Origin of the sequence: Pseudomonas sp. 9.2(2024) (assembly GCF_039695385.1) — a bacterium.
Taxonomy (GTDB): domain Bacteria; phylum Pseudomonadota; class Gammaproteobacteria; order Pseudomonadales; family Pseudomonadaceae; genus Aquipseudomonas; species Aquipseudomonas paraglycinae.
The window spans coordinates 5602758-5629743 of record NZ_CP155585.1; the positions used below are offsets into that span (position 1 = coordinate 5602758).

A 26986-nucleotide genomic window follows, 5' to 3' on the forward strand; every position below is an offset into this window, starting at 1 on the left:
CTCAAATCTCCTTGGTCAGGCTGCGGTCGTGTTCGGCGCCATCGTCGTCGGCAGCGGACAACGGACGGGCCGGCGTGCGTTTCTGGCCAGGACCACCGTCGTTGGTTTCCTTGCCTTCGTCGGTCTTCGGCCCTTTGCGCACCAGACGCATCATGTAGCCCAGACCCGCACCGAACAGCGCGAAATACACCACCACGAACATGATCAGCGTGATGCTCATCTGCATGAAACTGTGGTTGGACGACGCATCCGCCGTGCGCATCAGCCCGTAGACCACCCATGGCTGACGACCGATTTCAGTGGTGAACCAGCCCGCCAGGATTGCGATCAGACCGGATGGCCCCATCCACAACGCCAGGTACAGGAACGGCCGCGAGGTGTAGAGCGTGTCGCGCTTGCGCAGCCACAGGCTCCAGAGGCCGGTGAAGATCATCAGAAAGCCGAGGCCGACCATGATCCGGAACGACCAGAACACGATGGTCGAATTCGGCCGGTCTTCCGGTGGAAATTCCTTGAGTGCCGGGACTTGCTTGTCCAGCGAGTGCGTCAGGATCAGGCTGCCGAGGTACGGGATCTCGACCGCATATTTGGTTCTCTCTTCCTTCATGTCCGGCCAGCCGAACAGGATCAGCGGCGTCGCTTCGTTGCCATGGTTTTCCCAGTGGCCTTCGATCGCGGCGATTTTCGCCGGCTGATGCTTGAGGGTGTTGAGGCCGTGGAAGTCACCGATGACTGCCTGAATCGGCGCAACGATCAGCGCCATCCACATCGCCATCGACAGCATGGTGCGAATCGCCGGATTGTCCTTGCCGCGCAGCAAGTGCCAGGCCGCCGACGAGCCGACGAAGAAAGCCGTCGCGACGAACGCCGCCGTCGCCATGTGCATCAGGCGATACGGGAACGACGGGTTGAAGATGATTGCCAGCCAGTCGGTTGGAATGACCTGACCGTTGACGATTTCAAAGCCCTGCGGCGTCTGCATCCAGCTGTTGGAGGCGAGAATCCAGAAGGTCGAAATCAGCGTGCCAATGGCCACCATTACCGTGGAGAAAAAGTGCAGCTTGCGCCCGACCTTGTTCCAGCCGAACAGCATCACGCCAAGGAAACCGGCTTCGAGGAAGAACGCCGTAAGCACTTCATACGTCAGCAACGGGCCGGTGACGGAACCGGCGAAGTCCGAGAAGCGACTCCAGTTGGTGCCGAACTGGTAGGCCATGACCAGTCCCGAGACCACGCCCATGCCGAAGTTGACGGCAAAGATCTTCGACCAGAAATGGTAGAGGTCACGGTAGGTGTCGTTGCCGGTTTTCAGCCACAGGCCTTCCAGCACCGCGAGATAGCTCGCAAGACCGATGGTGATCGCCGGGAACAGGATGTGGAACGAGATGGTGAACGCGAACTGAATTCGGGCGAGATCCAGGGCCTCTAAACCGAACATAAGCTTTCCTCTATCAGATAACGGTTCCAAGACTGGCGGCCTTGGACCACTGCCCCCACGGGTATGGAGTGCGGCGAACTCGGATTCGTTCTTCTTTTTACAGGCATCGCGACGCAGGGAGTCTGCCAACGGGTCACGGATCAGTTCCGCAATGGGTCTTGATCTGGATCAATCAACGTTAAAAGAGTAGTCCCATTTCCGACGGGGAACCGCGTGGTCTTTTGCCGCGTGACAAGTTGCCTCACAGCCTTGGCAACGCCCTGAAATACATCCTTGGCCGAGTTCGGTGTCCGGCCGCGGCAAAATCGATGTCTGGCTAACTAAATTTTCTGTCATAGCAACTTCCTGTTACAGACTGGTGATAATCTCGCGGTTCACCTCGATCAAGACCGGCCCGCAAATGCCCAGCCAAGAGCCCTTGCTGTTACGTCATCACCGCCCCTTTCTTGCGTTCTGGTTGGCCCGGATCTTCACCGCCAGCGGTTTTCAGATGCTTACCGTGGCGATCGGCTGGAATCTCTATCAACTGACCGGCAACGTGCTCGACCTGGGTCTGGTCGGACTGGTGGAATTCGCTCCACGCGTATTGTTCATGCTGCACACCGGCCACGTTGCCGATCGCTACGATCGGCGCAAGGTCGCGGCGATCTGCCAGTCGTTGCAGGCCCTGATTGCCCTGGCACTGGCCATCGGCAGCGCCACCGACCATGTCACCCGGGAAATGATCTTTATCCTGGCGTTCCTGCTCGGCGCCGCGCGCTCCTTCGAAATGCCGACCACCCAGGCACTGCTGCCGAGCATCGTGCCCAGTGCGCTGTTCCCGCGTGCCGTCGCCGCCGCACAATCTGCACAGCAATCGGCCACCATCGTCGCACCGGCGCTCGGCGGTCTGCTCTATGCCTTCGGCAGCGTGTGGGTCTACGGGCCGACGGTCATTCTGTATGTCATCGCCTGCACGCTGATGCTCAACCTGCCCGCGCGACAAACTCCGCTGAACAAAGGCAAGGCGACGCTGGATTCGTTGCTGGCGGGGATTCGTTTCATTCGCAGCCGCCCGGACATTCTCGGGGCGATTTCGCTGGATCTGTTCGCCGTGCTGCTCGGCGGCGCCACGGCGCTGTTGCCGGTGTTCGCCAAGGACATCCTGCTGACCGGGCCGTGGGGGCTGGGGCTGCTGCGCTCGGCGCCGGCGGTCGGGGCGTTGATGATGTCGCTGTTCCTGGCGCGGTTTGCCGTTGAGCGAAACGTCGGTCGGGTGATGTTTACTGCCGTCGGCGTGTTCGGCGTGGCCACAATCGCCTTCGGTCTGTCGACCTCGTTCTGGTTCTCCCTGGCGGTACTTGTCGTGCTGGGCGCGGCGGACATGATCAGCATGGTGATCCGCGCCTCGTTCGTGCAACTGGAAACCCCGGACGAAATGCGCGGGCGGGTCAGCGCGGTGAACGGCCTGTTCATCGGCGCCTCGAACCAGTTGGGCGAATTCGAATCCGGCCTGACCGCGCACTGGTTCGGCACCGTGCCGGCGGTGGTGATGGGCGGTATCGGCACACTGGTGGTGACCGGGACCTGGATCAAACTGTTCCCGACCCTGGCCAACCGCGACCGGATGCATGTGCCAGTGGAAGAGGTGAAGGCCTAGCTACACCGGCTCCACCAGCGGGGCCATCCCCCAAGCACAAATAGCTCGAAAAGATGCGGTACATAGATACCGCATTGAGTGTAATGTATCGCCTTACACTCGCCGCATGATCAAATCCTTTCAGCACAAAGGCCTTCGCGGCTTCTATGAAACCGGTTCGACTCGCGGGATTCGTGCCGATCACGCTAAACGGCTGTCGCGCATGCTGCAGTTCATGGATCGCGCAGCGGCTCCCGGGGATCTGGACCTTCCCGGTTGGCGTCTGCATCCACTGAAAGGGGAGCTTTGCGAGTACTGGTCACTCAGTGTGTCCGGGAACTGGCGGGTTATCTTTCGATTTGCAGGTTCGGATATCGAACTGATCGACTATCTGGATTACCACTGACAGGAGGCAGGCTCATGCCCATGCACAACCCGCCACACCCCGGTGAAACACTGCTGATGGACGTATTGCCGGAACTTGGCATCAGCGTTACCGAATTGGCTCGGCATCTGGGATTCGCTCGTCCTCATCTATCTCGCGTTTTGCACGGACATGCGCCGATCAGCCCGGATCTGGCCGTGCGACTGGAACGCGCGGGGATTGGCAAGGCTCGCATGTGGCTAGGCGTTCAAACCGATTACGACCTTTGGCAAGCCGAGCACCGTGAGCAGCCAGCCATTCGACCAATCGCTGCTCACGCCTGACCTTCTCAGGCCAGCAACTCCCCCGCCACCTTTGCTCTGGCGGCCTTGCCCGCCAGTTGCTCGACCAGTGTCAGCGCAAACGCAAGCGCGGCGCCGGAGCCCTGGGCGGTGATGCAATTACCGTCGACCACCACCGGTTGATCAACAAATGTGCAACCGGAAAGGTTATGACTGCTGACGGGCAGGCAGGTCATCCGGCGTTGACGTAATACACCGAAGCTTTGCAGGGCGACGGCCGGGGCTTCGGCGATGGCGGCGAACAGTCGTCCGGCACTGGCCTGATCCTTTAGCAGTTGTTGCAGAGGCTGGTGCGCGGCAAGGTGTTGTGCGCCGACCGCACCGCCGGGCAAGACAATCAGGTCGAAGGTCTGGGCCAGCACATCAATGAGCATGCCGTCGGCGGTCAGTCGCGTGCCTCGGGCGCAGGTCAGCATGCGCCGGCCCTCGATGCTGGCCGCCACCACTTCGATGCCGGCGCGGCGCAGCACGTCGATCAGGGTCACGCATTGCAGATCATCGATGCCCTCGGCGAGGGTAATCAGGGCTCTAAAGGTCATGGGCGCCATCCGCTGGGTGATCTTTAAAGCGTAGTCAGCTTTGCCCTGCCCTGTTCGGCGACAGCCGTTACTTGATGTAAAGCTGGGTCGACATCGTGTTGCGCGGGGCGTTGATCGAGGTGTTGCTGAAGGTAAAGGTGCCTTCCTGACGAGTCGCCAGATCGAAGGTGTACAGCGAACCGACGGTTTTCGCGCCCGGCGTGCATTCGGTCAGGTTGCCGTTATCGAAGGCACAGACCGGACTCCGGGTGCCGTTCACTTCAAAGCCGTCCAGTGCAGCCTGAGGCTGGCTCTGGCCGTAGCCGATTTCCAGCACATAGACCTTGATGCCCGGCGCGCTGTGATCGCAACGGGTCTGCACCTGGCCATCGGTAATGTCTTCGAGCCCGCAGGACGACGACTGAACCTTGATGACTTTCACCTCGCTCAATGGCGGTGCCGACGCCGCGAGTACCATCGGTGTACCGGCCAGCCACAAGGCCATCAGTCCAGCGGTCTTCATCCAACCCTTGTTCATGCGATCCATCCCCGAAAAAACAGCGCGCAGTATGGCGTAGTTGGCCGTGGTGCAAAACTTCGCCGACGATCGACACCAACATCCGCCATCTTCCTCACGCTGCTGGTATGATGCGCGGCTTTTTCCGGCCCACCACAATTTTCCAGGCGCTTGCGACGGTCTGTGCTTTGCTGTTGAGGTCGATACATTCACGGCGCCACGCGCGCCACGGGGAGCAGACATGCTGGAAAGGCTGTTTCAACTCAAGGCACACAACACCAACGTGCGGACCGAGATTCTCGCGGGCGTCACGACCTTCCTGGCCATGGCCTACATTCTGTTCGTCAACCCGAGCATCCTCGGCGAGACCGGCATGGACAAAGGCGCGGTGTTCGTCGCCACGTGCCTGGCAGCCGCCATCGGCTCCACGGTCATGGGCCTGATCGCCAACTACCCGATCGCTCTCGCACCGGGCATGGGTCTGAACGCCTTCTTTACCTACACCGTCGTGCTGCACATGGGCCACACCTGGCAAGTGGCGCTGGGCGCGGTGTTCATTTCCGCCGTGTGCTTCTTCCTGCTGTCGATCTTCCGCATCCGTGAATGGATCATCAACAGCATCCCGCTGCCGCTGCGCTCGGCAATTGCCGCCGGTATCGGCCTGTTCCTGGCGCTGATCGCCCTGCACAACGCCGGCATCGTGGTCAGTAACCCGGCGACCATGGTTGGCCTCGGCGACCTGAAACAACCGGCCCCGATCCTCGCCACTCTCGGTTTCGCCCTGATCGTTGCCCTTGAAGCCCTGAAAGTGCGTGGCGCAGTGCTGATCGGCATTCTCGCGGTGACCATCGTTTCCATCGTGATGGGCTTCACCCCGTTCGGCGGCGTGACCTCGATGCCACCTTCGCTGGCCCCGACCTTCCTGCAACTGGACATCAAGGGCGCGCTGGACATCGGCCTGGTCAGCGTGATCTTCGCCTTCCTGTTCGTTGACCTGTTCGACAACTCCGGCACCCTGATCGGCGTCGCCAAGCGCGCCGGCCTGATGGGCAAGGACGGCCACATGCCGAAAATGGGCCGTGCACTGATCGCCGACAGTACGGCGGCGATGGCCGGTTCGCTGCTGGGCACCTCGACCACCACCAGCTACATCGAATCCGCTGCGGGCGTGAGTGCCGGCGGCCGCACCGGCCTGACCGCCATCGTCGTCGCAATCCTGTTCCTGCTGGCGCTGTTCTTCTCGCCACTGGCCTCCAGCGTACCGGCCTTCGCCACCGCACCAGCGCTGCTGTTCGTCGCCGTGCTGATGACTTCGGGCCTGGCGGAAATAGACTGGGAAGACATCACCGTCGCCGCGCCGGTCGTGGTCACCGCCCTGGCGATGCCTTTCACCTATTCCATCGCCAACGGCATCGCCTTCGGCTTCATCGCCTGGACTGCAATCAAACTGCTGTCCGGCCGCGCCCGTGAGCTGAACCCGGCGCTGGTGATCCTGTCGATTCTGTTCGTGATCAAGCTGGGTTGGTTCAACGCATGACTTTTGATTCCCAGGCCTACGCCGCACAACTCGAAGACAAAGTCACGCGCCTGCGTGACCTGCTGGCCCCGTTCGATGCACCGGAGCCAACGGTGTTCGACTCGCCTTTGCAGAACTTCCGCCTGCGCGCCGAATTCCGCCTGTGGCGCGAGGGCGGTGAGCGGCACTACGCGATGTTTTCTCAGGACGACAAGCGCACGCCGATCCTGATCGAGGAATTCCCGATCGCCAGCCTGCGCATCAACCAGTTGATGCCGCAATTGAAGGCTGCCTGGCAGGCCAGCGCGGCGCTGAGCCACAAGCTGTTTCAGGTGGAGTTTCTGACCACCTTGGCCGGCGGCGCGATGATCACCCTGTGCTATCACCGTCCGCTGGACGAGCACTGGCATGCGGCGGCGACCAAACTGGCGGCGGATCTGGGCGTCAGCATCATCGGTCGCTCCAAGGGCAAGCGCGAAGTGCTCGGCCTCGATTACGTGGTCGAGAAACTCGACGTTGGCGGTCGCACATTCAGCTATCGCCAACCGGAAGGCGCGTTCACCCAACCCAACGGCACCGTGAACCAGAAGATGCTCAACTGGGCATACGAAGCACTGGGCGATCGCAGCGACGATCTGCTGGAGCTGTACTGCGGCAATGGCAACTTCACCCTGCCGCTGGCGACCCGCGTGCGCAAAGTGCTGGCCACCGAAATCAGCAAGACCTCGGTCAACGCCGCGTTGAGCAACCTGGCCGAAAACGCTGTGGATAACGTGACTCTGGTGCGCCTGTCCGCCGAAGAGCTGACCGAAGCCCTGAACGAAGTTCGCCCGTTCCGTCGCCTGCACGGCATCGACCTGAAAAGCTACGAGTTCGGCAGCGTGTTCGTCGACCCGCCACGGGCCGGCATGGACCCGGACACCTGCGAACTGACCCGTCGCTTCGACAACATCCTGTACATCTCCTGCAACCCCGAGACCCTGGCGGCCAACATCGCCCAGCTGCACGACACGCACCGCATCACGCGCTGTGCGCTGTTCGACCAGTTCCCGTGGACTCACCACATGGAATCCGGCGTGCTGCTGACCCGACGTTGATCGCAAGTGCCAGAAACAAGAAAGCCGTCCTCACCGACGGCTTTTTTGTGCCTGTTCATGGCACGGGATCGATCTTGCGCGGGCGCCCGCCCTTCCTGCCGTTGGCCCGGGCAGCTTCGGCTTTCGCGGTGCTGCTCTGGCGGCCATTGCGCGAAGCGATCACCGAGGCGGCCATGGCCATCAATGGTTGACTGGCCGAGATCATGCCGGCGATGGAAACCTGCAGATCCTTGCCATCATGGCACAGCGCGGTGCCGGCAAAGCCGACGTTCAATCCGCTGAAGTCTTTCGGTTCGAAATCATCGAATTCCCGGTAGAGATTCACTGGCAGCAACACGCCGCTGTTGTCCTCGAAGTGAATCACCAGGCATGGTTTCTGAAAGGCCACCGACACGGCTTGCAGGCTGCTGCGTCGGCGCACGCCGCCACGGTCGACGGCTTCGTCCAGACGTTTTTCCGTGACGGGCCGATCCGCGTGCAAGGCGGCTTTGACTGTTTTCATAGTTCTATTTCCACTCCTTCGTGAGCGCCGACCAGGGCCAACAGGGTTTTGTTGACCTCTGGCTCGTAATACGCAGATCCGATCCTGAAACTCGTGCTGGTGACCTCCCGCAGCACCGCCACCTGATTCGACTGTCCGTCCCACCACTGATTGTCGAGACAAGCGGTGCGCAATCGAGTCCACCAGATCCAGCGGGCCCGCCGCAGATGATCGGTTTCGCGCAGCGACTGGCGCAGCCCTTCAAGCAGACTGACCGGCGGTCGATGCGACAACGGCACCACATCCCACAGTTCGACGCCGTTGTGCCAGAAACTGAATTTGAAGCGGGCGCTCCAGGCGCCTGCATCTACATGTGCGTGGGGCGGACAATGTTCGTCACGCAACATGATCACCACTGACAGTCCTTTGTAACTGCATACCTTCATGCTAACCCATCCGTTAGGTTTAAACGTTTCAACACTTGCCATTCCCTGGCAAATCCGACCATCGGCGCCAACGCCTGCTGTGGCCGTTACCTTTCGAGCCTAGTGCGGGAGCCGAAAAAGCCGCGGGCAAAATGGTAAGCAGTTCTTTCGCAGCCGCCGCGCATTTGCTACATACGAAGACTCATTCCCCGGTGTAATCAATCATGCAGCGACACTTCGACGATCTTCAGCTGGGCAGCATCGAGTTGTTTTGCCTGGCCGCCGAGTGCGGCAGTTTCACCGGCGCGGCGCAGGCGGCTTCGGTGACGCCGGCAGCGGTGAGCCGCTCGGTATCACGCATGGAAGAACGCCTGGGCGTGCGGCTGTTTGCACGCACCACCCGCAGCGTGAAACTGACCGACAGCGGCCGGCGCTACTACGAAGAATGCCGTCAGGCGCTGGCGCAACTGGTCGAGGCGCAGCGGGAAGTCATGGGCCAGCAGCAGGAACCGTCCGGCACCTTGCGTATCAGTATTCCTACGACCTACGCCCATCATCGGATCCTGCCGCTGCTGCCGGCCTTTCGTGCGCGCTTCCCGCAGGTGAAAGTTGACATGCACATCAGCAACCGCAACATCGACTTCGTCGGCGAGGGCTACGACATGGCGATCCGCGTGCGGGCGATTCCCGATTCCGGCCTGATCGCCCGCCATCTGGAAGATGCGGCGCTGGTGATGGTGGCCAGCCCCGATTACCTCAAACGCGCCGGCACGCCGCAGACACTCGAAGACCTCGAACAGCACGAGTGCATTCAGTACGAATTACCCAGCAGTGGGCGGCGGATCACCTGGCTGTTTTACGACGAAGACGCGCCACGGGAAATCCTCGCCGAGGGCAATTTCTGCTGTTCAGACGATGTGCTCGGTGGCGTGACCCTGGCCAGGCACGGTGCCGGGTTGTTCCAGACCTATCGCTTCATTGTGGAAAAGGAACTGGCCGACGGCTCGCTGATAGAAGTGCTCAAACCCTACAGCGGACGCTCCCGGCCGTTCACGCTGCTGTACCCGCAGAATCGCCACATGCCGCTGCGGGTCAGGGCTTTCATCGATTTTCTGGTCGAGCAGTTGCCGCACTGAATTGCACCAGTGTGCGATCACCGCACACAAAACCGGGCTGTCGATGCAGAGCAATTGATTAAAGTAACCATCTAGTACAATTTAACTCCACAGGTCGAAACCCTCGGCCCAAGCCAAAAACAATAAGTGGAGTTTGCCCCCATGCCCCCTATCGTTCTGGTGCTCAACGGCCCGAACCTGAACCTGCTCGGCACCCGTGAACCGGCGACCTACGGTCACGAAACCCTGGCCGACATCTCAGCCCTGTGCGGGCGCGCCGCCGAAGAGTTCGGCCTGGCCGTGGAGTTTCGCCAGACCAACCACGAAGGCGAATTGCTCGACTGGATTCACGGCGCCCGCCAGCGCTGCGCCGGCATCGTCATCAACCCGGCCGCCTGGACTCACACTTCGGTAGCGATCCGCGACGCCCTGGTCGCCAGCGAATTGCCGGTGATCGAAGTGCACCTGTCCAACGTCCATGCCCGCGAGCCGTTCCGTCATCACTCGTTCGTCTCGGCCATCGCCACGGCCGTGATGTGCGGCTTCGGCAGCCACGGTTATCGCCTGGCCCTGGAACATTTCAGCCAGCGGCTGAAGGGGCGATCCGCATGAATCGCAACAACGTGATACTCGCCGGGCTGATCGGCGCCGGCATCCAGGCCTCCCGCACCCCGGCGCTGCATGAACACGAAGGTGACGAACAGGGCCTGCGCTATCTGTACCGGCTGATCGATCTCGATCAACTGCAACTGGACAGCAACGCCCTGCCCGATCTGCTGCTGGCCGCAGAACGCATGAATTACACCGGGCTGAACATCACCTTCCCGTGCAAGCAGGCAATCATTCCGCTGCTCGATGAACTATCCCCGGAAGCCCGGGGCATCGGTGCCGTGAACACGGTGGTGCTGAAGGACGGCAAACGCGTCGGCCACAACACCGATTGCCTGGGTTTCGCAGAGGGTTTTCGTCGCGGCCTGCCAGACGTTGCCCGCGAACGTGTGGTCCAGATGGGCGCCGGTGGTGCAGGCGCGGCGGTGGCCCACGCCTTATTGAGCGAAGGCGTACAGCAACTGAGCATTTTTGATGTGGACGTAGAGCGCGCCGAAAGCCTGGCCAACAACCTCAACCAGCATTTCGGCGCTGGCCGGGCGGTTGCCGGGCATGATCTGGCGAGCACACTGAGTCAGGCGAATGGCCTGGTAAACACCACGCCGATGGGCATGGCCAAATTACCGGGCATGCCCGTGCCGGCGGCGTTGCTGCGATCCGAGTTGTGGGTAGCGGAGATCGTGTATTTCCCACTGGAAACCGAACTGCTGCGCAACGCCCGCGCCTTGGGTTGCCGAACCCTGGACGGCGGCAACATGGCGGTGTTTCAGGCGGTGAAAGCGTTTGAACTGTTCAGCGGCAGAGTGCCGGATGCGCAGCGAATGCTCGCGCATTTTCAAAGCATGAAGGGATAAAACCGTGAGGGGGCGACGCCCCCTCGACTTCGGTCACGCCTGCAAGTAGCGCAGCACCGACTCGCAAATCATCTCGCGATGACGCTGCTTGATGCTTTCGTCCGGCAGGTCGATCTGAAAGATCTCACCGAACGTGTGGCGGTTCGATACGCGATAGAAGCAGAACGAACTGATCAGCAGATGCACGTCCAGCGCGTCGAGCCCGGCGCGGAACACGCCCTCTTCAGCACCGCGACGCAGAATCTCGCCCAGGGAATCGAGGATGGTGTTGTTCATCGCCTTGATCGCGTCGGAACGCTTCACGTACTCGGCGTTGTGGATGTTTTCGATGCTGACGATCCGCACGAAATCGACGTTGCGATCGTGGTGATCGAAAGTGAACTCCACCAGACGCCGGATCGCTTCCACCGGCGGCAGTTCGGCCAGGTGCAGACGGTTCTCGGTGTTGCGGATATCGCCGTAGAGCTTCTCCAGCACCTCGACGTACAACTGCTCCTTGCTGCCGAAGTAGTAATAGATCATGCGCTTGGAGGTGTGGATGCGCTCGGCGATCGCGTCGACGCGAGCGCCGGACAGACCCTGCTGGACGAACTCGACGATCGCCTCCTGCAGGATATTCTCGCGGGTCTTTTCCGGGTTGTTCTTGCGACTTTTGCGCGGCTCTACCGCGGGTAGATCGGAGGCTGCGGAAAGTTCTGAAGTCATCGTCATTGCGGGCTCACGGCCATCACTGCACAGGCTGGCGATTATGGGCCGCGCGCCCCAGTGAAGGAAGCCGCGCGACCCGTGTTTAATCCCGCGTTTACGAATTTCCTACAACTTCGCCTGGCGAATCGCGCCACTGCGTGATTTGGCCATCGCCGCCAGCCGCACCGCGACGTTGGCCGCGCCATAACCGGCGTAACCGTTCTTGCGCTGGATGATCTCGAAGAAGAAACGCCCTTCGAACGGCTCGGTATAGACGTGAAACAACTCGCCACCCTGCGCATCGCGGTCGTACAGCACGTTGTAGTACGCCAGTTCGCTGAGGAATTCGTCATCGAAATCGAAGCGCGCCGCCAGGTCGTCGTAATAGTTGAGGGGGATATCCAGCAGCGGCACGCCCGCCTCTTTCGCCCGGCTGACTTCGGCGAAGATATCGTCGCAATCGAAGGCGATGTGATGCACCCCGGAGCCGCGATAACTCGACAGCGCGTGTGAGATCGCGGTGTTGCGGTTCTCGGAAATGTTCAGCGGCAGACGGATCGAACTGTCGCGGCTACGCAGCGCGCGACTCTTCACCAAGCCATACGGATCGGGCAGCACCACTTCGTCATCGGCCTCGAAATCCAGCAGGCTCTTGTAGAACAGCACCCAGCTGTCGAGGCTGTCTGCCGGCAGCGCCATGGCCATGTGGTCGATGCGCTTGAGGCCGCCCCGCGCAACAGCATCCGGCAGCAGATTGAAGTCGGTGCCGTAAACATCCGCGTCCTGATCCACCAGATAAATCAGGCTGCCGTCCGGCGCACGCACCGCCGCCAGTTCCAGCTCGTTGGGGCCGACCAGTCCGCGATACGGCTGACCTTTATAGGCGACCGCCCGGGCCAGCGCGCTGGCGCTGTCCTTGACCCGCACGGCGGTGGCGCACAGCGACGGGCCGTGGGCCTCGAAAAAGCTGTGGCCGAACGAATAGGGTTCCGAGTTGAGGATCAGGTTGATATCGCCCTGACGCAACAGGCTGACGCTCTTGGAACGATGCTGACCGGCCTTGACAAAACCCAGCCGCTCCAGCCAGTTCGACAGCTTGGCCCCGAGGCTTTCATCCACGGCGAACTCAAGAAACTCGATGCCGTTGTACTCGCTGGCCTTCGGCGTTTCGAAGAGGATTTCGCGGTTATCCACAGGACGGATGTCCTGCTCCAGACGCTGGCGGGTTTTCTCCTCCAGGTACAGCAGCGAACGCAGACCGTCGGCCGCATTGGCCCGAGGCGGTGCGGCGCGGAAGCCGTCGTTGAAGATTTCCAGCGACAGCGGTCCGGTGTAACCACTCTGGATGATCGGTGCGAGGAAACCCGGCAGATCGAATTCGCCCTGCCCCGGGAAGCAGCGGAAATGCCGGCTCCACTCCAGCACGTCCATCGCCAGGATCGGCGCGTCGGCCATTTGCACGAAGAAAATCTTGTCGCCGGGAATCTCGGCAATCGCCCGTGGATCGCCCTTGAGCGACAAGGTGTGGAAGCTGTCGAGCAACACGCCGAGGGCCGGGTGATCGGCCTGACGCACGATGTCCCAGACCTGTTGATAAGTATTGACGTGACGGCCCCAGGCCAGCGCTTCATAACCGATACGCAGGCCACGGGCGCCGGCGCGCTCGGCCAGCAGGCGCAGGTCGTCGATGAGGATTTGTTGATCGCCGAGACTGTCGGGGGAGGCGTTGCTGCAGACCAGCACCAGGTCGGTGCCCAGTTCCTGCATCAGGTCGAACTTGCGCTCGGCCCGCTCCAGGTTGCGGTCCAGACGATCGCGGCGGCAGCCTTCGAAATCGCGGAACGGCTGGAACAGGGTGATGGCGATTCCGAGGTCGGCGCACATCTGCCGGATTTCCCGGGGGCTGCCGTCGTAATACAGAAGATCGTTTTCGAAAATCTCCACTCCGTCGAACCCGGCGGCGGCAATGGCTTCGAGTTTTTCCGGCAGGGTTCCGCTCAAGGAGACGGTGGCAATGGATCGCTGCATGTTTCAACTCCCGGTGGAGACGTCGGCTACGAAAATTGCGCCGCTTTTATAGGGTGAGCGAATTATTGGTCCCGGTTTTTCATTGAGCAATTTAAACTGTACTACCCGGTTAGTTTTGCGTGCGATTATCGAACAGAATGCCGGTTTGGCGAATTGACGATTTTTCGTCCACTGCCCAACATCCGTCTCACCTTGAGTCCGGAACTGAACCACCGGTCGCAGCGTGCACAAGAAAAGCACACCAAATAACAAATCCAAAAACGGGTGGAACACATGATTCCTTCACAGACTTCCCGCATGGCTCCGGCCATGAGCACTGCCACGGGTGGCATCGGCGACAAGATCCGCGGCGCCATGGCCGTCGGCAAGACCCGTTGGGGCATGCTGGCGCTGGTGTTTTTCGCCACCACCCTCAATTACATCGACCGTGCCGCCCTCGGCGTCATGCAGCCGATCCTTGCCAAGGAAATGAGCTGGACGGCGATGGACTACGCCAACATCAACTTCTGGTTTCAGGTCGGCTACGCGATCGGCTTCGTGCTGCAAGGACGACTGATCGACCGGGTCGGCGTCAAGCGCGTGTTCTTCTGCGCGGTGCTGCTCTGGAGCCTGGCCACCGGTGCCCACGGTCTGGCGACCTCGGCGGTGGGCTTCATGGTCTGCCGGTTCATCCTCGGCCTGACTGAAGCGGCGAACTACCCGGCTTGTGTGAAGACCACACGCCTGTGGTTCCCGGCCGGCGAGCGCGCCGTGGCCACCGGCATCTTCAACGCCGGCACCAACGTCGGTGCGATGTTCACCCCGATGCTGCTGCCGCTGATCCTTCACGTGTGGGGCTGGCAGGCTGCGTTCCTGTGCATGTCGGCGCTGGGGGGGATCTGGCTGCTGTTCTGGGGCCTGAAGTATTTCAACCCGGAAGATCACCCAAACGTTAAGCAGTCGGAGCTGGAATACATCCAGAAAGAAGTCGAACCGGAACAGGCCCGCGTGCCGTTCTCGAAGATCCTGCGCATGCGCGGTACCTGGGCCTTCGCCCTCGCCTACTCGCTGACCGCGCCGGTGTTCTGGTTCTACCTGTACTGGCTGCCGCCGTTTCTCAATCAGCAATACAACCTGGGCATCAACGTTACCCAGATGGGCATTCCGCTGATCATCATCTACGTCACCGCCGACTTCGGCAGCGTGGGCGGCGGGATTCTGTCTTCGTTCCTGATCGGTCGCGGCATGAACTCGATCAAGGCGCGGCTGCTGTCGATGTTCCTGTTCGCCTGCTGCATCATCGGCGTGGTGATGGCCGCCGGCTCCGCCAACCTGTGGATCGCGGTTGCCGCCATCTCTCTGGCCATCGGCGCGCATCAGGCCTGGACCGCCAACATCTGGAGCCTGGTGATGGACTACACGCCCAAGCACATGATGAGCACGGTGTTCGGTTTCGGCGGCATGTGCGCGGCGATCGGCGGGATGTTCATGACCCAGATCGTCGGCCACATCCTGACCGTCACCAATAACAACTACACCGTGCTGTTCACCCTGATTCCGGCGATGTACTTCATCGCGCTGACCTGGATGTACTTCATGGCACCGCGCAAGATTCCTACCGTTACCGAGTAGCCCTTCAATACTAAGTAGCCTTCCTGCACTGACCGGCCTGATCTCAGGCCGGTCACGTCTTCAGCGCCGGCTCTGCTGCCACGCTGCCGCCAGCCCGCTGCAACAGATCACCGCAATCCCGATCACCGTCATCAGGGTCGGCGTGTGAGCAAACAGCAACCAGCCCAACAACCCCGCAAACACAATCTGGCAATAACCGAACGGCGCCAGCAACGCCGGCGCGGCATGGCGGAACGCCTGGGTCAGAAACAGGTGCGCGGTCATTCCGCAACTGCCCAGCGCCAGCATCAACAAGGCATGCCCCAGACTCGGCACCTGCCAGAAGAACGGCACCAGCGCACTCATCACCAGCGTGTTGCACAACCCGGCGAAAAAGTTGCTGGTGGTCGGGCTGTCGATTTCCGCGAGCTTGCGGGTGAGCAACTGATAGAAGCAGAAAAACAGCGCCGAGCAGAACGGCAACAGAATCGCCGGGGTGAACAAGTCACCGCCCGGATGGACGATGATCAGCACACCGATGAACCCGCACACCACCGCGATCCACTGACCGCGCGTCACCCGTTCCTTGAGCAGCGGTACCGACAGCGCCGTCACCAGCACCGGAGCAAGAAAGTTGACCGCCGTGGCCTCGGCCAGCGGGATGTACAGCAACGCTGTGGTGAAAAACAGGCTGGTGCCCAACAGGCACAACGCCCGCGCCAACTGCCACAACGGACGTTTGGTGCGCAGCACGCGCAGCCCGGACTGCGGCAGGAAAATCCCCGCCATCAGCAGCGTGTGCACCAGATACCGCGCCCACACCACCATCACGATCGGATAAAAACCCGAAAGGTATTTCGACAGCGCGTCGTGGCTGGAGAACAGGAAGGTTGCCACGACAATCAGCAAGATCCCCTTGAAGGGTTGGTTGACGCCGGAAAGCGGAGTGCTGACGGTCATGGGCTCTCTCTGAATGAAAAATAAACGGTGACGAGGACGCGTGCGCCCTCGCCCCTTGAAGCAGACTTATAGCCGGGCCAACAATTCCCGTGTCCGGTCGATCGCCATTTGCGCCCGCTGTAAACCACTCACGCCTTGCTCCAGCAATTTGACCGTGGGAATTTCCAGACTCAGGGGAAGGTTAGCCGGAAGACTGCGCAACAAACCGATCAAGTCACAATCGCCCTCGCCGGGAAACCGTCGTTCATTGCGGGCCTGACGCAAGATCTCGGCCATGTCCGTCGGCCTCGGCCCGGCAACATCGCACAACTGTGCATAGCGCAGCCGCGAGGGCGGCACACCGTCCAGATCCTCCAGCCGCGATCCGGAACGGTCGAAGTGAAACGCATCGACCAGTACCGCCCCGTTTTCGCGCCCGGCCTTGTCGACGATGCGCAACGCCTGTTCGAGATTGCGCGCATCGGTCCATGGCATGAACTCCAGATGCGGATGCAAACCGTAGGGCGCCGCCAGATCGCAGAGTGCCGCGAAATTATCGGTGAGCCGCTGTTCGTCAGGATCGTTACCGGCGACCAGCAATTCACTGGCACCGAACTCCGCGCCGACGCTAAGCAGTTGTTCGAAATCCGCAACCACCGTCTGCGGTTTCAAACGCAGGATTTCCACGTCGAGCACGCCGATTCCGGTGTCACGCAAACGCGCCAGTGTCTGACGCCGCAAATCGCCATCGGCTACCAATGGAAAGTGATATTCCTCGGGCGTCGCCGGCTCCAGACGCAGGCCGACATGGCTGTAACCGGCACGGGCCGCGACCTCGACCATCTCGGGTGGCGACAACTCCAGCACGGTCAGGCTGGCGAGGGACAGAATTCGTTCATTCATGTTCAGGCCTCGATCTGCGCAGGTTCGGTGGCGCGACCGCTGGCCGCTGCTTCACGGATGGCCTCGACCAGCGCCAGAGTGCGGGCGGCATCGGCGGCACTCACCAGCGGTTCAACCTCCCGTCGCGCCACGCGGACGAAATGCTGCAACTGCAACCGCAGCGCTTCATCAGGCGTGAACGGTTCATCGACCGACAGCAACGGCTCGTGCCAACCGGCGTCCACCTGATCGGCGCGGTAATGCCAGCGCTTGAGCTGCGGAATGCTCAAGGCTCCGGCCGTTCCCGCCAGCAAGTAGCAAGGTTGATCGGCCTGGCGCGGATAGGCCGGGTTTTCCCCGGAGTTCAACTCCCAGCTCCACGGCGCCGCCACCGCATCGGAACCGGTCAGCGTACCCAGCGCTCCGCCGTCGAACTGCAGCAGGATCGCCGCGCTGTCTTCATTGGCAAAACCACGCAACGCACGGTCGGTGATCGCCTGCACCGAACGCACTTCGCCGCACAGATGACGCAGCAGATCGAGGTCGTGAATCAGATTGGTCAACAGCATGCCCGCGCCCTCTTCGCGCCGCCACGCGGTTTCGAAATACTGGTCAGGCTTGCGCAGTTGGAACAACGCAGTCACCAGAGTCAGCCGCCCCAATGCTCCGCCCTTGACCAGTTCATGGGCCCGCACGATCAACGGATTGTGCCGCCGATGATGGCCAACCAGCACCGGCACGCCACTGCGTTTCACCGCCGCCACCAGTTCCCGCGCCTCATCCAGGTTTACGCCCACCGGTTTTTCCAGCAACACCGGAACACCAGCGGCGAGGCAATCCAGCGCAGTGCTGACGTGCTGATTATTCGGATTGGCGACGATCACGGCGTCTGGCCGGTTCTGCTCCAGCATCTGACGGTGATCGGTGAAATACGCCACACCCCACTCCGCCGCCAGGGCCGGTGCCTGAGGGCCGGGATCAGCCACGGCGCATAACGTGGCCTCAGTGAGATTTTTCAGGTGCCGGTAATGTTGCTGGCCCATGTTACCGGCGCCGATCAGGGCGATTCGAAGGGGCGGGTTCAAGGTGCGATCCTCTTGTGATTGTTGTGGGAAAACTCACTCCATCAACAATTTAGAACCCGGTTCCATATTCTCACACCCGTCCGACTGAAAAGTGGGCGAACAGCGCACAGCTTCGCTTAAACGAATAACTCCGAGGCCAGACTGGCTGCCGACAATTCCTCAGTAAACGTCAGCAACAGCGGCGCCAGTTCATGCAATCGCGCCCCCGGCATTCGTGCGCTCGGCCCGGCGATGCTGAGCACGCCGATCACCCGGCCATCGGCGGGATGTTTCACCACGGCAGCAATCGCCGAAGTGCCCACCGCCGAGCTTTCTTCCACACAGGCATAACCCTGTTCACGGGCCACGCGCAGGCGTTCGAGCAGTTCAATATTGGAGCGCGGCGCGTTGGGCCCGATATCCGCCGGCACCTCCGCGCCTTGGCGTTCGACCAGCGACAGCGCCTCGGCGTCGCTCATGCACGCCAGCCACGCATGGCCCGATGCGGTGTAGAACAGCGGCGCATCGCGGCCCATGTCCGGGTCGTAACGCAGACCGGTGCGGGCGCCCTGGGCCTTGGCGATCCAGGTCTGGCGCTCGCCGTCGATCACCCCAAGGCGCACCAGCTCACCGGTTTCCTGGGCCAGGCGATCCAGCACCGGCTGCACGATGTCGGCCCCGCTGCTCGACAGGTACTGAAAGCCCATCGCAACCAGTTTGGTCGACAGGTGATAACGCAACGTCTCCGGATTCTGCCGCACGTAACCCAGGCGGATCAGCTCGGCGAGCAGGCGGTGCGTCGCGCTCTTCGGAATGTCCAGTTGCTCGGCCAGGGTCTGCATCGGCAGCCCGCGCGGATCACTGGTGAGGCTTTCCAGCACGCTGAAAACCCGTTCGATTTGACTGCCGGCCATGATGCGCTCTCGGTGAAATTTCGCCGATTCTAGAAGACATCCCGAGGAATGCGAAATCTGGAACCCGGCGTCCGATAACCGCCCACTTTGCGGCGTCAGTCGGTTGATCTGCTTCGCCCGCACTGGTTATTTTCTGGAACATGATTCTAAAAACAACTGATTGCTGGAGCCCTTGCTGATGTCTGCCCTTCCCGATATCGACTGCGACGTTCTGGTGGTCGGCTCCGGCGCCGCTGGTTTGTCGGCCGCCGTCACCGCCGCCTGGCATGGCTTGAAGGTCATCGTGGTGGAAAAGGATCAGGTGTTCGGCGGCGCCACCGCGTGGTCCGGCGGCTGGGCGTGGGTGCCGTGCAATCCGCTGGCCCGGCGCGCCGGGATCGTGGAAGACGTGGAACTGCCGCGCACCTATCTGCGCCACGAACTCGGCGAGCACTACGACCCGGCCATGATCGACGCCTTCCTTGAAGCCGGCCCGCGCATGGTGGCGTTCTTCGAACAACACACCGCCCTGCAATTTGCCGACGGCAACGCCATCGCCGACATCCACGGTGAAACACCGGGCGCCGGCACCGGCGGACGCTCGGTGATTGCCGCCCCCTATGACGGACGAAAGGTCGGGCGCCTGCTCAAGCGTCTTCGCACAACCATGCGCGAAACATCGTTCATGGGCATGCCGATCATGGCCGGTGCGGACCTGTCGGCGTTTCTCAATCTGACCCGCTCGTTGTCGGCGGCCTGGCACGTGACCCGGCGTTTCACTCGCCACCTGTTGAACCTGGCGCTGCACGGCCGGGCGATGCAACTGGTCAACGGCGTGGCGCTGGTGGCGCGGCTGGCGAAGTCCGCCGAAGACCTCGGCGTACTGCTGTGGGAATCGGCGCCAGTGACGGAACTGTTGCGCGACGATTCACGCATCACCGGCGCTCGCGTGAACACCACAAAAGGCCCGGTCAATGTCCATGCCCGCAAAGCCGTGGTGCTCGCCGCTGGCGGATTTGCCAACGACATCGAGCGGCGCAAAGCCTTGTTCCCTCGCACGCCCACCGGTCATGAACATTGGGCGCTGCCTCCGCTGGCAGTCAATGGCGATGGCCTGCGACTGGGTGAAACCGTCGGAGCCCGGGTCAACACCGATGTGGCCTCGCCCGTGGCGTGGGCACCGGTCTCGCAGGTGCCACATTCCGACGGCAGCATCGGCCATTTCCCACACATCATCGAACGCGGCAAACCGGGCGTCATCGGCGTGCTGCGCAACGGCCAGCGCTTCGTCAACGAAGCCAACGGCTATTACGACTACGTCAGCGCCATGGTCGCCGCCGCCCCCGAGGGCGAAGAGGTCGCGTCCTGGCTGATCTGCACCCGCGCGTTCCAGCGCCGTTACGGGCTCGGCATGTCTCGGCCGTTTCCGGTGCCGGTGTCAGGTTTTATCCGCAGCGGTTATCTGAAAACCGGCGATACCCTGGAGGAATTGGCCAGCGCATGCGGCATCGACGCGAAGGGTTTACGCGCCACCGTCGATGATTACAACCACCATGCCCGGCACGGCGAAGACCCGCTGTTCGGTCGCGGCTCGACCCCGTACAACCGCAAACAGGGTGATCCGGCGCAACAGCCCAATCCGTGCGTCGCTCCTATCGAACACGGCCCGTTCTACGCGGTGAAGGTGCAGCCGGGCTGCTTCGGCACCTTCGCCGGGCTCAAGGTCAACCCGCATGCGCAAGTGCTCGACGCCGAAGACTGGCCCATCGCCGGTCTCTACGCCGCCGGTGGCGACATGGCCAGCATCATGGGCGGGCATTATCCGGCGGGCGGGATCAACCTCGGCCCGGCCCTGACTTTCGGTTACATCGCAGCCCGGCACATGGCGGGCGTCACGGCTTTCGAACAGGAGATCGACCATGCAGCACATCGTTAACAGACAAGGACTGAACCTGCCAAAACTCGGCCTCGGCACCTGGCCGATGCTCGGCGACGAATGCACCCGCGCCGTGGAGCAAGCGCTGGAACTCGGTTACCGGCACATCGACACGGCAGCGGCCTACAACAACGAAGATGCAGTCGGACAGGCCCTGGCGAATACGCCGACACCCCGCGAGCAGATTCACGTCACCACCAAGGTCTGGTGGGACCAGTTGCAACCGGATGCCATGCGTCATTCGCTGGATCGCAGCCTCAAGGCCTTGCGCAGCGAGTACGTCGACCTGTTCATGATTCATTGGCCGACCACCGACTGGGACCTGCCGCGCACCCTTGAGACCCTCGCGTCGTTCAAGGAGCAAGGTTTGGCTCGCAACATCGGTGTAGCGAATTTTCCGCTGCCGCTGCTGCGCAAAGTCGTCGAGGAATACGGCATCCCTCTGTCAGCCATTCAGGTCGAGTACCACGTCCTGCTCGGACAAAACGCCCTGCTCGACTACGCCCGTCAACATGATCTGGCGCTCACGGCCTACACGCCACTGGCGCGTAACAAGGTCTCGGAGATTCCACAGATTCAGCAGATCGCCGAAAAACACGGCGTGCTGCCGACTCAAGTGGCGCTGAAGTGGCTGCTGGATCAGGACAACGTGGCGGCGATTCCCAAGGCCAGCAGCAAGACCAATCAACTGGCCAACCTGGTCTCGCTGAATGTCGAACTGGATGATGACGACCGGGCGCTGATCGCCGCGTTGTCCAAGCGCGAACGTCAGGTCAGCCCGGATTTCGCGCCGGTGTGGGATGCCTTCGACCGCTGATATCTGACCCGGCGAAAGAAATCCGCCGGCGGATTGAATTCCCGGCGCTCGCGCTCGTCAATAACAGGCCCGACCTCGTCACCCCGAGGCCGGGCCTTTGTGCGTGTGTACGAATAGACGGACGACCGGACTGGCGCCACACTCACACACCAGCAACACTCATCACCACGATCAGACAGAGGATTCCCACATGCTATGGAAAAAAGGCCGACGCAGTGACAACGTCGTCGATGCCCGTGGCGATGACATGGGCGGTGGTGGCGGTATGCGCTTCGGCGGCGGCAAGGGCCTGAGCCTCGGGGCGATCCTGCTGATCGTCGGCATCGGCTGGATCACCGGCCAGGACCCGCTGCAGATCCTCGGCCAGCTCACCGGGCAGATGACCGAACAATCGGCCCCCACTTCGCAAACCCGTCAGGCACCGCCGGCCAACGATGAACAGGCCGAATTCGTGCGTTCGATCCTCGGCGACACCGAAGACACCTGGGGCGCGATCTTCCAGCAGGCCGGCCGGCAATATAAGGATCCGACCCTGGTGCTGTTCAGCAACCGGGTCAATTCCGCCTGCGGTCTGGCGACCTCGGCCACCGGCCCGTTCTACTGCCCGGCAGACCAGAAAGTCTATCTGGACATGGCGTTCTTCCAGGAAATGGCCCAGCGCTTCAAGGCTGCCGGCGACTTCGCCCAGGCCTACGTGATCGCTCACGAAGTCGGACACCATGTGCAGACGCTGCTCGGCGTCTCGGCGAAAATTCAGACAGCCCGCCAGCAAGGCCGGCAGATGGAAGGTGACGGCGGGCTGCTGGTGCGTCAGGAACTGCAAGCCGATTGTCTGGCCGGGGTCTGGGCCTACAACGCGCAGAAACGTCTGAACTGGCTGGAACCGGGTGACATCGAAGAAGCCTTGAACGCGGCGAACGCCATCGGTGATGATCGCCTGCAACAACAGGGTCAGGGCCGTGTGGTACCGGACTCGTTTACTCACGGTACGTCGGCGCAAAGGGTGCGCTGGTTTAAAACCGGATTCGCCCAGGGCCAGGTCGGCCAGTGCGATACCTTTGCGGCGAAAAACCTGTAAATGCATAAATGGCTGTTGGCTTTACTGTTCATCGGCGGCACCGCCCAAGCGGCCGGCGTCGACGCAATCAGTCCCGGGCGCCTGCAATTGCAGGCCGGCGAAATGGCGGTGGGCATCGGCCCGGCGCCGGCGAAAATCGAGCGCGTGCTGATCGTGATTCATGGCCGCCTGCGCAACGCCGAGACCTATCGCAAAAGCGGTGAAGTCGCGGCGGAACTGGCCGGGCAAACCGCCAACACCCTGGTGATCGCTCCACAGTTTCTCAACGAAAGCGATGTGTCGCTCTACTCGTTACCCGCCAGTGTGCTGCGCTGGCAAGGCAACGACTGGATGGGCGGCGGGTTATCCACAAGGCCGAACCCGCTCAGTTCCTACGCCGCACTGGACGAAATCGTCGGAAGGCTGAGCGATCGCAAGCAGTTTCCGGACGTGAAGCAGATCGTGATCTTCGGTCACTCCGGCGGTGCCCAGGTGGTGCAGCGTTATGCGCTGCTGGCCCAGGAACAGCCGGCGCTCAAGACCGAAGGCATTCGCTTGCGTTATGTAGTCGCCAACCCATCGTCCTACGCCTACTTCAATGAGCAACGTCCGGTGGCCTTCGATCATGCCAAGTGCCCGGGTTTCAACCGCTGGAAGTACGGTCTGGTGGATCCACCGATCTACTCGGGTGGGCAAACGCCCGCGCAGCTTGAAGGGCGTTACGTCAAACGCGAGGTGATTTATCTGCTGGGCCAGCAGGACACCGACCCGCAGCACCCGGCGCTGGACAAGAGCTGCGCCGCCAAAGCCCAAGGGGCTTATCGACTGGAGCGCGGGAAGCTGTTTTTCGGTTACTTGTTGCGTCGTCACCCTGAAGGGGTCAATCAGCGCCTGGTCGAAGTGCCCGGGGTCGGGCATAACGGCGACGGCATGCTGACCTCGCCGGAAGGCCAGAAAGCACTGTTCGAGCAATAAAAAACGGGGGCCGAAGCCCCCGTTTTTTTTTCAAGCGAACAACATTCGCCACAACTCCACACAATCCTTCGCATGCCAATCGGTCACCTCCGGCCACGGATTATCCGGCAGGTTCACCAGCACCGTGTGCGTACCCGCTGCCCGACCGCAGTCGAGGTCGAAGCGGTAATCTCCGACCATCACCATCTCGCTCGCCGGCACTTGCCAGGCTTCGGCCAGTTTCAGCAAACCGCCCGGATGCGGTTTCGGCGGCGCTTCCTCGCGACCCAGCACATCCTCCACCGCAAAGCAGTCGGCCAGGCCGATGGCTTCCAGCGTCACATGGGCCAGCTCGCGCGCATTGCGGGTCAGGATGCCCAGGCGATAACCCCGCGCGTGCAGTTCGCGCACCAGCTCCACCGCGCCGACCGCCGGGGTCGAGCCGAGCGCCAGATCGCGCTCATGCTCCAGCAGCCACGCATGTTTCGCCGCTGCTTCCTCGGCGGGCAATGCCGCGAGGTGGGTGAGGATGTCGTCCTCCGGCGGGATCGCCAGCGCCACGCGGATCGCCGCGAAGTCGTGCACGGCGACGGTCAGGGTGCCGTCCATGTCGAACACCCAGTGCCGCACATCCGCCAGACTCATGCCCAGTCCTTGCGATGACGGATCAGGCCTTCCTGGGTCACCGACGCCACCAGTTGCCCGGCGCGGTTGAACACGCTGCCCCGGGAGAACCCGCGCGAGTTGCCGGCCCACGGGCTGTCCATGGCGTAGAGCAACCAGTCATCGGCACGCAGGTCATTGTGGAACCACAGCGCGTGGTCAAGGCTGGCGACCTGCATGTCTTTCTGCCAGACCGATTTGCCGTGAGGCAGCATCGAGGTGGTCAGCAGACCGAAGTCCGAGGCGTAGGCCAGCAGATATTTGTGCAGCGCCGGGATGTCGGCCAAGGCGCCGTCGGCGCGGAACCACACGTACTTGACCGGATCCGCCGGTTGCGGGTTGTACGGGTCTTTTTCGGTGACCGGGCGCACTTCGATCGGCTTCGGGCACAGCAGCTTTTCGCGCATGTGTTCCGGGATCAGGTGCGCGCGTTGCTGGGTCAGTTCCAGCTCCGACGGCAGGTTTTCCGGGCCGACCACTTGCGGCATCTGGCTCTGGTGTTCGAAGCCTTCTTCGTCGTACTGAAACGACGCGCTGCAAGTGAAAATCGGGTGGCCCTTCTGGATCGCGGTCACGCGGCGGGTGCTGAAACTGCCGCCGTCCCGCACGCGGTCCACCGAGTAGACCACCGGCAACTTGGCATCGCCCGGACGCAGAAAATAACCGTGCATCGAATGCACATGACGCGCTTCTTCAACGGTCTGACTGGCCGCCGACAGCGACTGGCCCAATACCTGGCCGCCGAACAACTGGCGAAAGCCCAGATCCTGACTGCGACCACGGAACAGGTTTTCCTCGATCGGTTCGAGGGTCAGCAGATCCACCAGATCTTCCAACACTTGGCTCATTCAGACTCTCCTCACACAACGCTATGCCGCGCAGTCCTGACTGCGACGGCCAATTCAGATTCTGGCGCGAGCCACTGATCGCGCCATTGTAAACGTCCGTGTCGGCTTAGCCATGCAGGGTCTGCAGCCATTGCTCCCGGGTGATGCGGTACAACACGTGTCGACGCAACGGATGGTCGACCGCCAGTTTCGGGTGATCAAAATCGTCGGCTGGATCGTGATGCATGCCGATCGCCTGCATGACTTTTTCCGACGGCAGATTGCTCTGCGCAGTAAAGGACACGATTTCCTTCAGGGCCAACCGGTCAAAACCGCAGCGCAGCGCAGTCCACGCCGCCTCGCTGGCATAACCGAGGCCCCAGTGTTCCTTGGCCAGCCGCCAGCCGATTTCCACCGCCGGGGTGAACGGCGCGTCGAAACCGACCACGCCGAGCCCGGTAAAACCGATGAACTCGCCGCTGTCCTTGCGCTCCAGCGCCCACAGGCCATAACCGTGTTCGGCAAAATGCCCGCGCACCCGGCCGATCAACGCGGCGCTTTCCAGCCGGCTCAAGGGCGCGGGGAAGTAGCGCATCACCTGCGGGTCGGCGCACATTGCCGCGAACGCCGGCAAATCCTCGTCCTGCCATTGGCGCATCAGCAGCCTTGCGCTTTCCAGCTCCAGTATCGGTTCCATCCCGCCCCTCCGCTTGATGCCGTCAGTCTACATCGCTGTTAGGCTTTGCACTCTTTCCTGCAGCCTTTATGAATAGTCCACCATGCCGTTGCCGCTGATCTACCACGAAGACTACAGCCCGGAATTCCCGGCGGAACACCGCTTCCCCATGGACAAGTTCCGCCTGCTGCGCGATCACCTGGTGGACAGCGGCCTGACCCGCGACGAAGACCTGCTGCGCCCTGAACTGTGCCCCGCCGACATTCTCGCCCTGGCCCATGACCGCGGTTATATCGAACGCTACATGAGTGGCGAGTTGTCCCGCGAAGACCAGCGGCGCCTCGGTCTGCCGTGGAACGAAGCCCTGGCCCGACGCACGGTGCGGGCGGTCGGCGGTTCGATTCTCGCGGCAGAGAAAGCCCTGGAACATGGCCTGGCCTGTCACCTCGCCGGTGGCACCCATCACGCCCACTACGATTACCCCGCCGGCTTCTGCATCTTCAATGACCTGGCGATCATCAGCCACTACCTGCTGCAAAGCGGCCGGGTGAACCGGGTGCTGATCTTCGACTGCGACGTGCATCAGGGCGACGGCACTGCACGGATTCTGCACAACACCCCGGAAGCAATCACCGTTTCCCTGCACTGCGAAAAGAACTTTCCTGCACGCAAGGCCGAAAGCGACTGGGACATTCCGCTGCCCAACGGCATGGGCGATGCCGATTACCTGAAAGTCGTCGACGACGCGCTCAACTATCTGCTGCCGCTGTATCAGCCTGATCTGGTGCTGTACGACGCCGGCGTCGACGTGCACAAGGACGACGCCCTCGGTTATCTGCAACTGACTGACGAAGGCGTCGCCGCCCGCGATGAAAGCGTGATGCGCCACTGCCTGGGCCGCGACATACCGGTGGTCGGCGTGATCGGCGGCGGATACAGCAAGGATCGCCAGGCCCTGGCCCGCCGCCACGGCATCTTGCATCACAGTGCGCAGCGCGTCTGGCAGTCATCGGGTTGTCATTGAGTTGTGCTGCGTTACCCACAGTGGCTGTGGAACGG

Annotated in this window: 28 protein-coding genes; 14 read left to right on the top strand and 14 right to left on the bottom strand. The window is 61.9% G+C overall.

What is annotated here, in order from left to right; all coding sequences use genetic code 11:
- Position 1: 1 nt before the first annotated feature.
- Entirely contained in the window at positions 2-1438 is a 1437-nt protein-coding gene (locus ABFB52_RS25290; RefSeq protein WP_007950994.1) for a cytochrome ubiquinol oxidase subunit I, read from the bottom strand.
- A gap of 400 nt (positions 1439-1838) precedes the next feature.
- On the opposite strand from ABFB52_RS25290, the gene ABFB52_RS25295 reads away from it, so the two are divergent.
- From ABFB52_RS25295 to ABFB52_RS25305, 3 genes are all read left to right on the top strand, one after another.
- The gene (locus ABFB52_RS25295) at positions 1839-3077 is read left to right on the top strand and encodes an MFS transporter (protein WP_102686334.1); all 1239 of its coding nucleotides are present in this window, start codon (positions 1839-1841) and stop codon (positions 3075-3077) included.
- 106 nt (positions 3078-3183) lie between these two features.
- Complete coding sequence (locus ABFB52_RS25300; RefSeq protein WP_085747693.1) at positions 3184-3462, top strand: type II toxin-antitoxin system RelE/ParE family toxin; 279 nt, start codon at positions 3184-3186, stop codon at positions 3460-3462.
- A gap of 14 nt (positions 3463-3476) precedes the next feature.
- Positions 3477-3764 (top strand): HigA family addiction module antitoxin, encoded by a 288-nt coding sequence (locus ABFB52_RS25305; protein ID WP_085747692.1) that lies wholly within the window; start codon positions 3477-3479, stop codon positions 3762-3764.
- Between the two features lie 5 nt (positions 3765-3769).
- Here the strand turns inward: ABFB52_RS25305 and ABFB52_RS25310 are convergent, their stop codons facing one another.
- Together ABFB52_RS25310 and ABFB52_RS25315 are read right to left on the bottom strand one after the other, a co-directional pair.
- On the bottom strand, positions 3770-4321 hold the full coding sequence (locus tag ABFB52_RS25310) for a DJ-1 family glyoxalase III (protein ID WP_085747765.1): 552 nt from the start codon (positions 4319-4321) through the stop codon (positions 3770-3772).
- A 67-nt stretch (positions 4322-4388) separates the two neighbouring features.
- Entirely contained in the window at positions 4389-4838 is a 450-nt protein-coding gene (locus ABFB52_RS25315) for a DUF4879 domain-containing protein (RefSeq protein WP_085747691.1), read from the bottom strand.
- Positions 4839-5058: 220 nt separating this feature from the next.
- Between ABFB52_RS25315 and ABFB52_RS25320 the strand changes: the two genes are divergently transcribed.
- Entirely contained in the window at positions 5059-6354 is a 1296-nt protein-coding gene (locus ABFB52_RS25320) for an NCS2 family permease (RefSeq protein WP_011336038.1), read from the top strand.
- A complete protein-coding gene (gene trmA / locus ABFB52_RS25325; RefSeq protein WP_129972802.1) occupies positions 6351-7430 on the top strand; it encodes a tRNA (uridine(54)-C5)-methyltransferase TrmA in 1080 nt (359 codons plus the stop codon). The genes ABFB52_RS25320 and trmA overlap by 4 nt, the downstream gene beginning before the upstream one ends.
- A 55-nt stretch (positions 7431-7485) precedes the next feature.
- Here trmA and ABFB52_RS25330 read toward each other — a convergent pair whose 3' ends face one another.
- Positions 7486-7932: a hypothetical protein gene (locus ABFB52_RS25330; RefSeq protein ID WP_129972801.1), complete on the bottom strand. Its 447-nt coding sequence runs from the start codon at positions 7930-7932 to the stop codon at positions 7486-7488.
- The gene (locus ABFB52_RS25335) at positions 7929-8357 is read right to left on the bottom strand and encodes a DUF4160 domain-containing protein (RefSeq protein WP_085747688.1); all 429 of its coding nucleotides are present in this window, start codon (positions 8355-8357) and stop codon (positions 7929-7931) included. The genes ABFB52_RS25330 and ABFB52_RS25335 overlap by 4 nt, the downstream gene beginning before the upstream one ends.
- A 203-nt stretch (positions 8358-8560) precedes the next feature.
- Between ABFB52_RS25335 and ABFB52_RS25340 the strand changes: the two genes are divergently transcribed.
- The 3 genes from ABFB52_RS25340 (at position 8561) to ABFB52_RS25350 (ending at position 10914) form a co-directional block, all read left to right on the top strand.
- On the top strand, positions 8561-9472 hold the full coding sequence (locus ABFB52_RS25340; protein ID WP_129972800.1) for a LysR family transcriptional regulator: 912 nt from the start codon (positions 8561-8563) through the stop codon (positions 9470-9472).
- 141 nt (positions 9473-9613) lie between these two features.
- On the top strand, positions 9614-10063 hold the full coding sequence (aroQ, locus tag ABFB52_RS25345) for a type II 3-dehydroquinate dehydratase (protein ID WP_064382130.1): 450 nt from the start codon (positions 9614-9616) through the stop codon (positions 10061-10063).
- Positions 10060-10914 (top strand): shikimate dehydrogenase, encoded by an 855-nt coding sequence (locus ABFB52_RS25350; RefSeq protein ID WP_129972799.1) that lies wholly within the window; start codon positions 10060-10062, stop codon positions 10912-10914. The genes aroQ and ABFB52_RS25350 overlap by 4 nt, the downstream gene beginning before the upstream one ends.
- 33 nt (positions 10915-10947) lie before the next feature.
- Here ABFB52_RS25350 and ABFB52_RS25355 read toward each other — a convergent pair whose 3' ends face one another.
- Together ABFB52_RS25355 and quiC are read right to left on the bottom strand one after the other, a co-directional pair.
- Positions 10948-11625, bottom strand: coding sequence for a TetR/AcrR family transcriptional regulator (locus ABFB52_RS25355; RefSeq protein WP_085747685.1), 678 nt, complete (start codon positions 11623-11625; stop codon positions 10948-10950).
- A 102-nt stretch (positions 11626-11727) separates the two neighbouring features.
- The gene (gene quiC / locus ABFB52_RS25360) at positions 11728-13629 is read right to left on the bottom strand and encodes a 3-dehydroshikimate dehydratase QuiC (RefSeq protein ID WP_129972798.1); all 1902 of its coding nucleotides are present in this window, start codon (positions 13627-13629) and stop codon (positions 11728-11730) included.
- 273 nt (positions 13630-13902) lie between these two features.
- Here quiC and ABFB52_RS25365 point away from each other — a divergent pair, with 273 nt between their 5' ends.
- A complete protein-coding gene (locus ABFB52_RS25365; RefSeq protein WP_064599596.1) occupies positions 13903-15240 on the top strand; it encodes an MFS transporter in 1338 nt (445 codons plus the stop codon).
- A gap of 60 nt (positions 15241-15300) precedes the next feature.
- Here the strand turns inward: ABFB52_RS25365 and ABFB52_RS25370 are convergent, their stop codons facing one another.
- The 4 genes from ABFB52_RS25370 to ABFB52_RS25385 all read right to left on the bottom strand — a co-directional run bounded on the left by ABFB52_RS25370 (position 15301) and on the right by ABFB52_RS25385 (position 19018).
- A complete protein-coding gene (locus tag ABFB52_RS25370) occupies positions 15301-16179 on the bottom strand; it encodes a DMT family transporter (RefSeq protein WP_007958785.1) in 879 nt (292 codons plus the stop codon).
- Positions 16180-16245: 66 nt separating this feature from the next.
- Positions 16246-17061, bottom strand: a complete 816-nt coding sequence (locus ABFB52_RS25375) for a sugar phosphate isomerase/epimerase (RefSeq protein ID WP_102686340.1) — start codon at positions 17059-17061, stop codon at positions 16246-16248.
- 2 nt (positions 17062-17063) lie between these two features.
- Complete coding sequence (locus ABFB52_RS25380; protein ID WP_102716634.1) at positions 17064-18125, bottom strand: Gfo/Idh/MocA family oxidoreductase; 1062 nt, start codon at positions 18123-18125, stop codon at positions 17064-17066.
- A 116-nt stretch (positions 18126-18241) separates the two neighbouring features.
- Complete coding sequence (locus ABFB52_RS25385; RefSeq protein ID WP_011336050.1) at positions 18242-19018, bottom strand: IclR family transcriptional regulator; 777 nt, start codon at positions 19016-19018, stop codon at positions 18242-18244.
- Positions 19019-19196: 178 nt separating this feature from the next.
- Here ABFB52_RS25385 and ABFB52_RS25390 point away from each other — a divergent pair, with 178 nt between their 5' ends.
- The 4 genes from ABFB52_RS25390 to ABFB52_RS25405 all read left to right on the top strand — a co-directional run bounded on the left by ABFB52_RS25390 (position 19197) and on the right by ABFB52_RS25405 (position 23782).
- On the top strand, positions 19197-20933 hold the full coding sequence (locus ABFB52_RS25390; RefSeq protein WP_178082620.1) for an FAD-dependent oxidoreductase: 1737 nt from the start codon (positions 19197-19199) through the stop codon (positions 20931-20933).
- The gene (locus ABFB52_RS25395; RefSeq protein WP_129972797.1) at positions 20917-21750 is read left to right on the top strand and encodes an aldo/keto reductase; all 834 of its coding nucleotides are present in this window, start codon (positions 20917-20919) and stop codon (positions 21748-21750) included. Before ABFB52_RS25390 ends, ABFB52_RS25395 begins: the two co-directional genes overlap by 17 nt.
- 190 nt (positions 21751-21940) lie before the next feature.
- On the top strand, positions 21941-22828 hold the full coding sequence (locus tag ABFB52_RS25400; protein WP_039771788.1) for a neutral zinc metallopeptidase: 888 nt from the start codon (positions 21941-21943) through the stop codon (positions 22826-22828).
- Positions 22829-23782: an alpha/beta hydrolase gene (locus ABFB52_RS25405; RefSeq protein WP_129972796.1), complete on the top strand. Its 954-nt coding sequence runs from the start codon at positions 22829-22831 to the stop codon at positions 23780-23782.
- A gap of 30 nt (positions 23783-23812) precedes the next feature.
- On the opposite strand, the gene ABFB52_RS25410 is transcribed toward ABFB52_RS25405, so the two are convergent.
- The 3 genes from ABFB52_RS25410 to ABFB52_RS25420 form a co-directional block, all read right to left on the bottom strand.
- Positions 23813-24406 (bottom strand): HAD family hydrolase, encoded by a 594-nt coding sequence (locus tag ABFB52_RS25410; RefSeq protein WP_129972795.1) that lies wholly within the window; start codon positions 24404-24406, stop codon positions 23813-23815.
- Complete coding sequence (gene tesB, locus ABFB52_RS25415; protein WP_007958750.1) at positions 24403-25272, bottom strand: acyl-CoA thioesterase II; 870 nt, start codon at positions 25270-25272, stop codon at positions 24403-24405. The genes ABFB52_RS25410 and tesB overlap by 4 nt, the downstream gene beginning before the upstream one ends.
- Positions 25273-25378: 106 nt before the next feature.
- The gene (locus ABFB52_RS25420) at positions 25379-25948 is read right to left on the bottom strand and encodes a GNAT family N-acetyltransferase (RefSeq protein WP_064382143.1); all 570 of its coding nucleotides are present in this window, start codon (positions 25946-25948) and stop codon (positions 25379-25381) included.
- Between the two features lie 82 nt (positions 25949-26030).
- On the opposite strand from ABFB52_RS25420, the gene ABFB52_RS25425 reads away from it, so the two are divergent.
- Positions 26031-26951 carry a histone deacetylase gene (locus ABFB52_RS25425; RefSeq protein ID WP_102716637.1) on the top strand — a complete coding sequence of 307 codons (921 nt, stop codon included), beginning with the start codon at positions 26031-26033 and terminating at the stop codon, positions 26949-26951.
- Positions 26952-26986 lie beyond the last annotated feature (35 nt).

Excerpts from the sequence above, each read along its gene's own strand:
- ABFB52_RS25290 (WP_007950994.1), bottom strand. The coding sequence starts at position 1,438 with ATGTTCGGTTTAGAGGCCCTGGATCTCGCCCGAATTCAGTTCGCGTTC.
- ABFB52_RS25295 (WP_102686334.1), top strand. The coding sequence starts at position 1,839 with ATGCCCAGCCAAGAGCCCTTGCTGTTACGTCATCACCGCCCCTTTCTT.
- ABFB52_RS25300 (WP_085747693.1), top strand. The coding sequence starts at position 3,184 with ATGATCAAATCCTTTCAGCACAAAGGCCTTCGCGGCTTCTATGAAACC.
- ABFB52_RS25305 (WP_085747692.1), top strand. The coding sequence starts at position 3,477 with ATGCCCATGCACAACCCGCCACACCCCGGTGAAACACTGCTGATGGAC.
- ABFB52_RS25310 (WP_085747765.1), bottom strand. The coding sequence starts at position 4,321 with ATGACCTTTAGAGCCCTGATTACCCTCGCCGAGGGCATCGATGATCTG.
- ABFB52_RS25315 (WP_085747691.1), bottom strand. The coding sequence starts at position 4,838 with ATGAACAAGGGTTGGATGAAGACCGCTGGACTGATGGCCTTGTGGCTG.
- ABFB52_RS25320 (WP_011336038.1), top strand. The coding sequence starts at position 5,059 with ATGCTGGAAAGGCTGTTTCAACTCAAGGCACACAACACCAACGTGCGG.
- trmA (WP_129972802.1), top strand. The coding sequence starts at position 6,351 with ATGACTTTTGATTCCCAGGCCTACGCCGCACAACTCGAAGACAAAGTC.
- ABFB52_RS25330 (WP_129972801.1), bottom strand. The coding sequence starts at position 7,932 with ATGAAAACAGTCAAAGCCGCCTTGCACGCGGATCGGCCCGTCACGGAA.
- ABFB52_RS25335 (WP_085747688.1), bottom strand. The coding sequence starts at position 8,357 with ATGAAGGTATGCAGTTACAAAGGACTGTCAGTGGTGATCATGTTGCGT.
- ABFB52_RS25340 (WP_129972800.1), top strand. The coding sequence starts at position 8,561 with ATGCAGCGACACTTCGACGATCTTCAGCTGGGCAGCATCGAGTTGTTT.
- aroQ (WP_064382130.1), top strand. The coding sequence starts at position 9,614 with ATGCCCCCTATCGTTCTGGTGCTCAACGGCCCGAACCTGAACCTGCTC.
- ABFB52_RS25350 (WP_129972799.1), top strand. The coding sequence starts at position 10,060 with ATGAATCGCAACAACGTGATACTCGCCGGGCTGATCGGCGCCGGCATC.
- ABFB52_RS25355 (WP_085747685.1), bottom strand. The coding sequence starts at position 11,625 with ATGACGATGACTTCAGAACTTTCCGCAGCCTCCGATCTACCCGCGGTA.
- quiC (WP_129972798.1), bottom strand. The coding sequence starts at position 13,629 with ATGCAGCGATCCATTGCCACCGTCTCCTTGAGCGGAACCCTGCCGGAA.
- ABFB52_RS25365 (WP_064599596.1), top strand. The coding sequence starts at position 13,903 with ATGATTCCTTCACAGACTTCCCGCATGGCTCCGGCCATGAGCACTGCC.
- ABFB52_RS25370 (WP_007958785.1), bottom strand. The coding sequence starts at position 16,179 with ATGACCGTCAGCACTCCGCTTTCCGGCGTCAACCAACCCTTCAAGGGG.
- ABFB52_RS25375 (WP_102686340.1), bottom strand. The coding sequence starts at position 17,061 with ATGAATGAACGAATTCTGTCCCTCGCCAGCCTGACCGTGCTGGAGTTG.
- ABFB52_RS25385 (WP_011336050.1), bottom strand. The coding sequence starts at position 19,018 with ATGGCCGGCAGTCAAATCGAACGGGTTTTCAGCGTGCTGGAAAGCCTC.
- ABFB52_RS25390 (WP_178082620.1), top strand. The coding sequence starts at position 19,197 with ATGTCTGCCCTTCCCGATATCGACTGCGACGTTCTGGTGGTCGGCTCC.
- ABFB52_RS25395 (WP_129972797.1), top strand. The coding sequence starts at position 20,917 with ATGCAGCACATCGTTAACAGACAAGGACTGAACCTGCCAAAACTCGGC.
- ABFB52_RS25400 (WP_039771788.1), top strand. The coding sequence starts at position 21,941 with ATGCTATGGAAAAAAGGCCGACGCAGTGACAACGTCGTCGATGCCCGT.
- ABFB52_RS25405 (WP_129972796.1), top strand. The coding sequence starts at position 22,829 with ATGCATAAATGGCTGTTGGCTTTACTGTTCATCGGCGGCACCGCCCAA.
- ABFB52_RS25410 (WP_129972795.1), bottom strand. The coding sequence starts at position 24,406 with ATGAGTCTGGCGGATGTGCGGCACTGGGTGTTCGACATGGACGGCACC.
- tesB (WP_007958750.1), bottom strand. The coding sequence starts at position 25,272 with ATGAGCCAAGTGTTGGAAGATCTGGTGGATCTGCTGACCCTCGAACCG.
- ABFB52_RS25420 (WP_064382143.1), bottom strand. The coding sequence starts at position 25,948 with ATGGAACCGATACTGGAGCTGGAAAGCGCAAGGCTGCTGATGCGCCAA.
- ABFB52_RS25425 (WP_102716637.1), top strand. The coding sequence starts at position 26,031 with ATGCCGTTGCCGCTGATCTACCACGAAGACTACAGCCCGGAATTCCCG.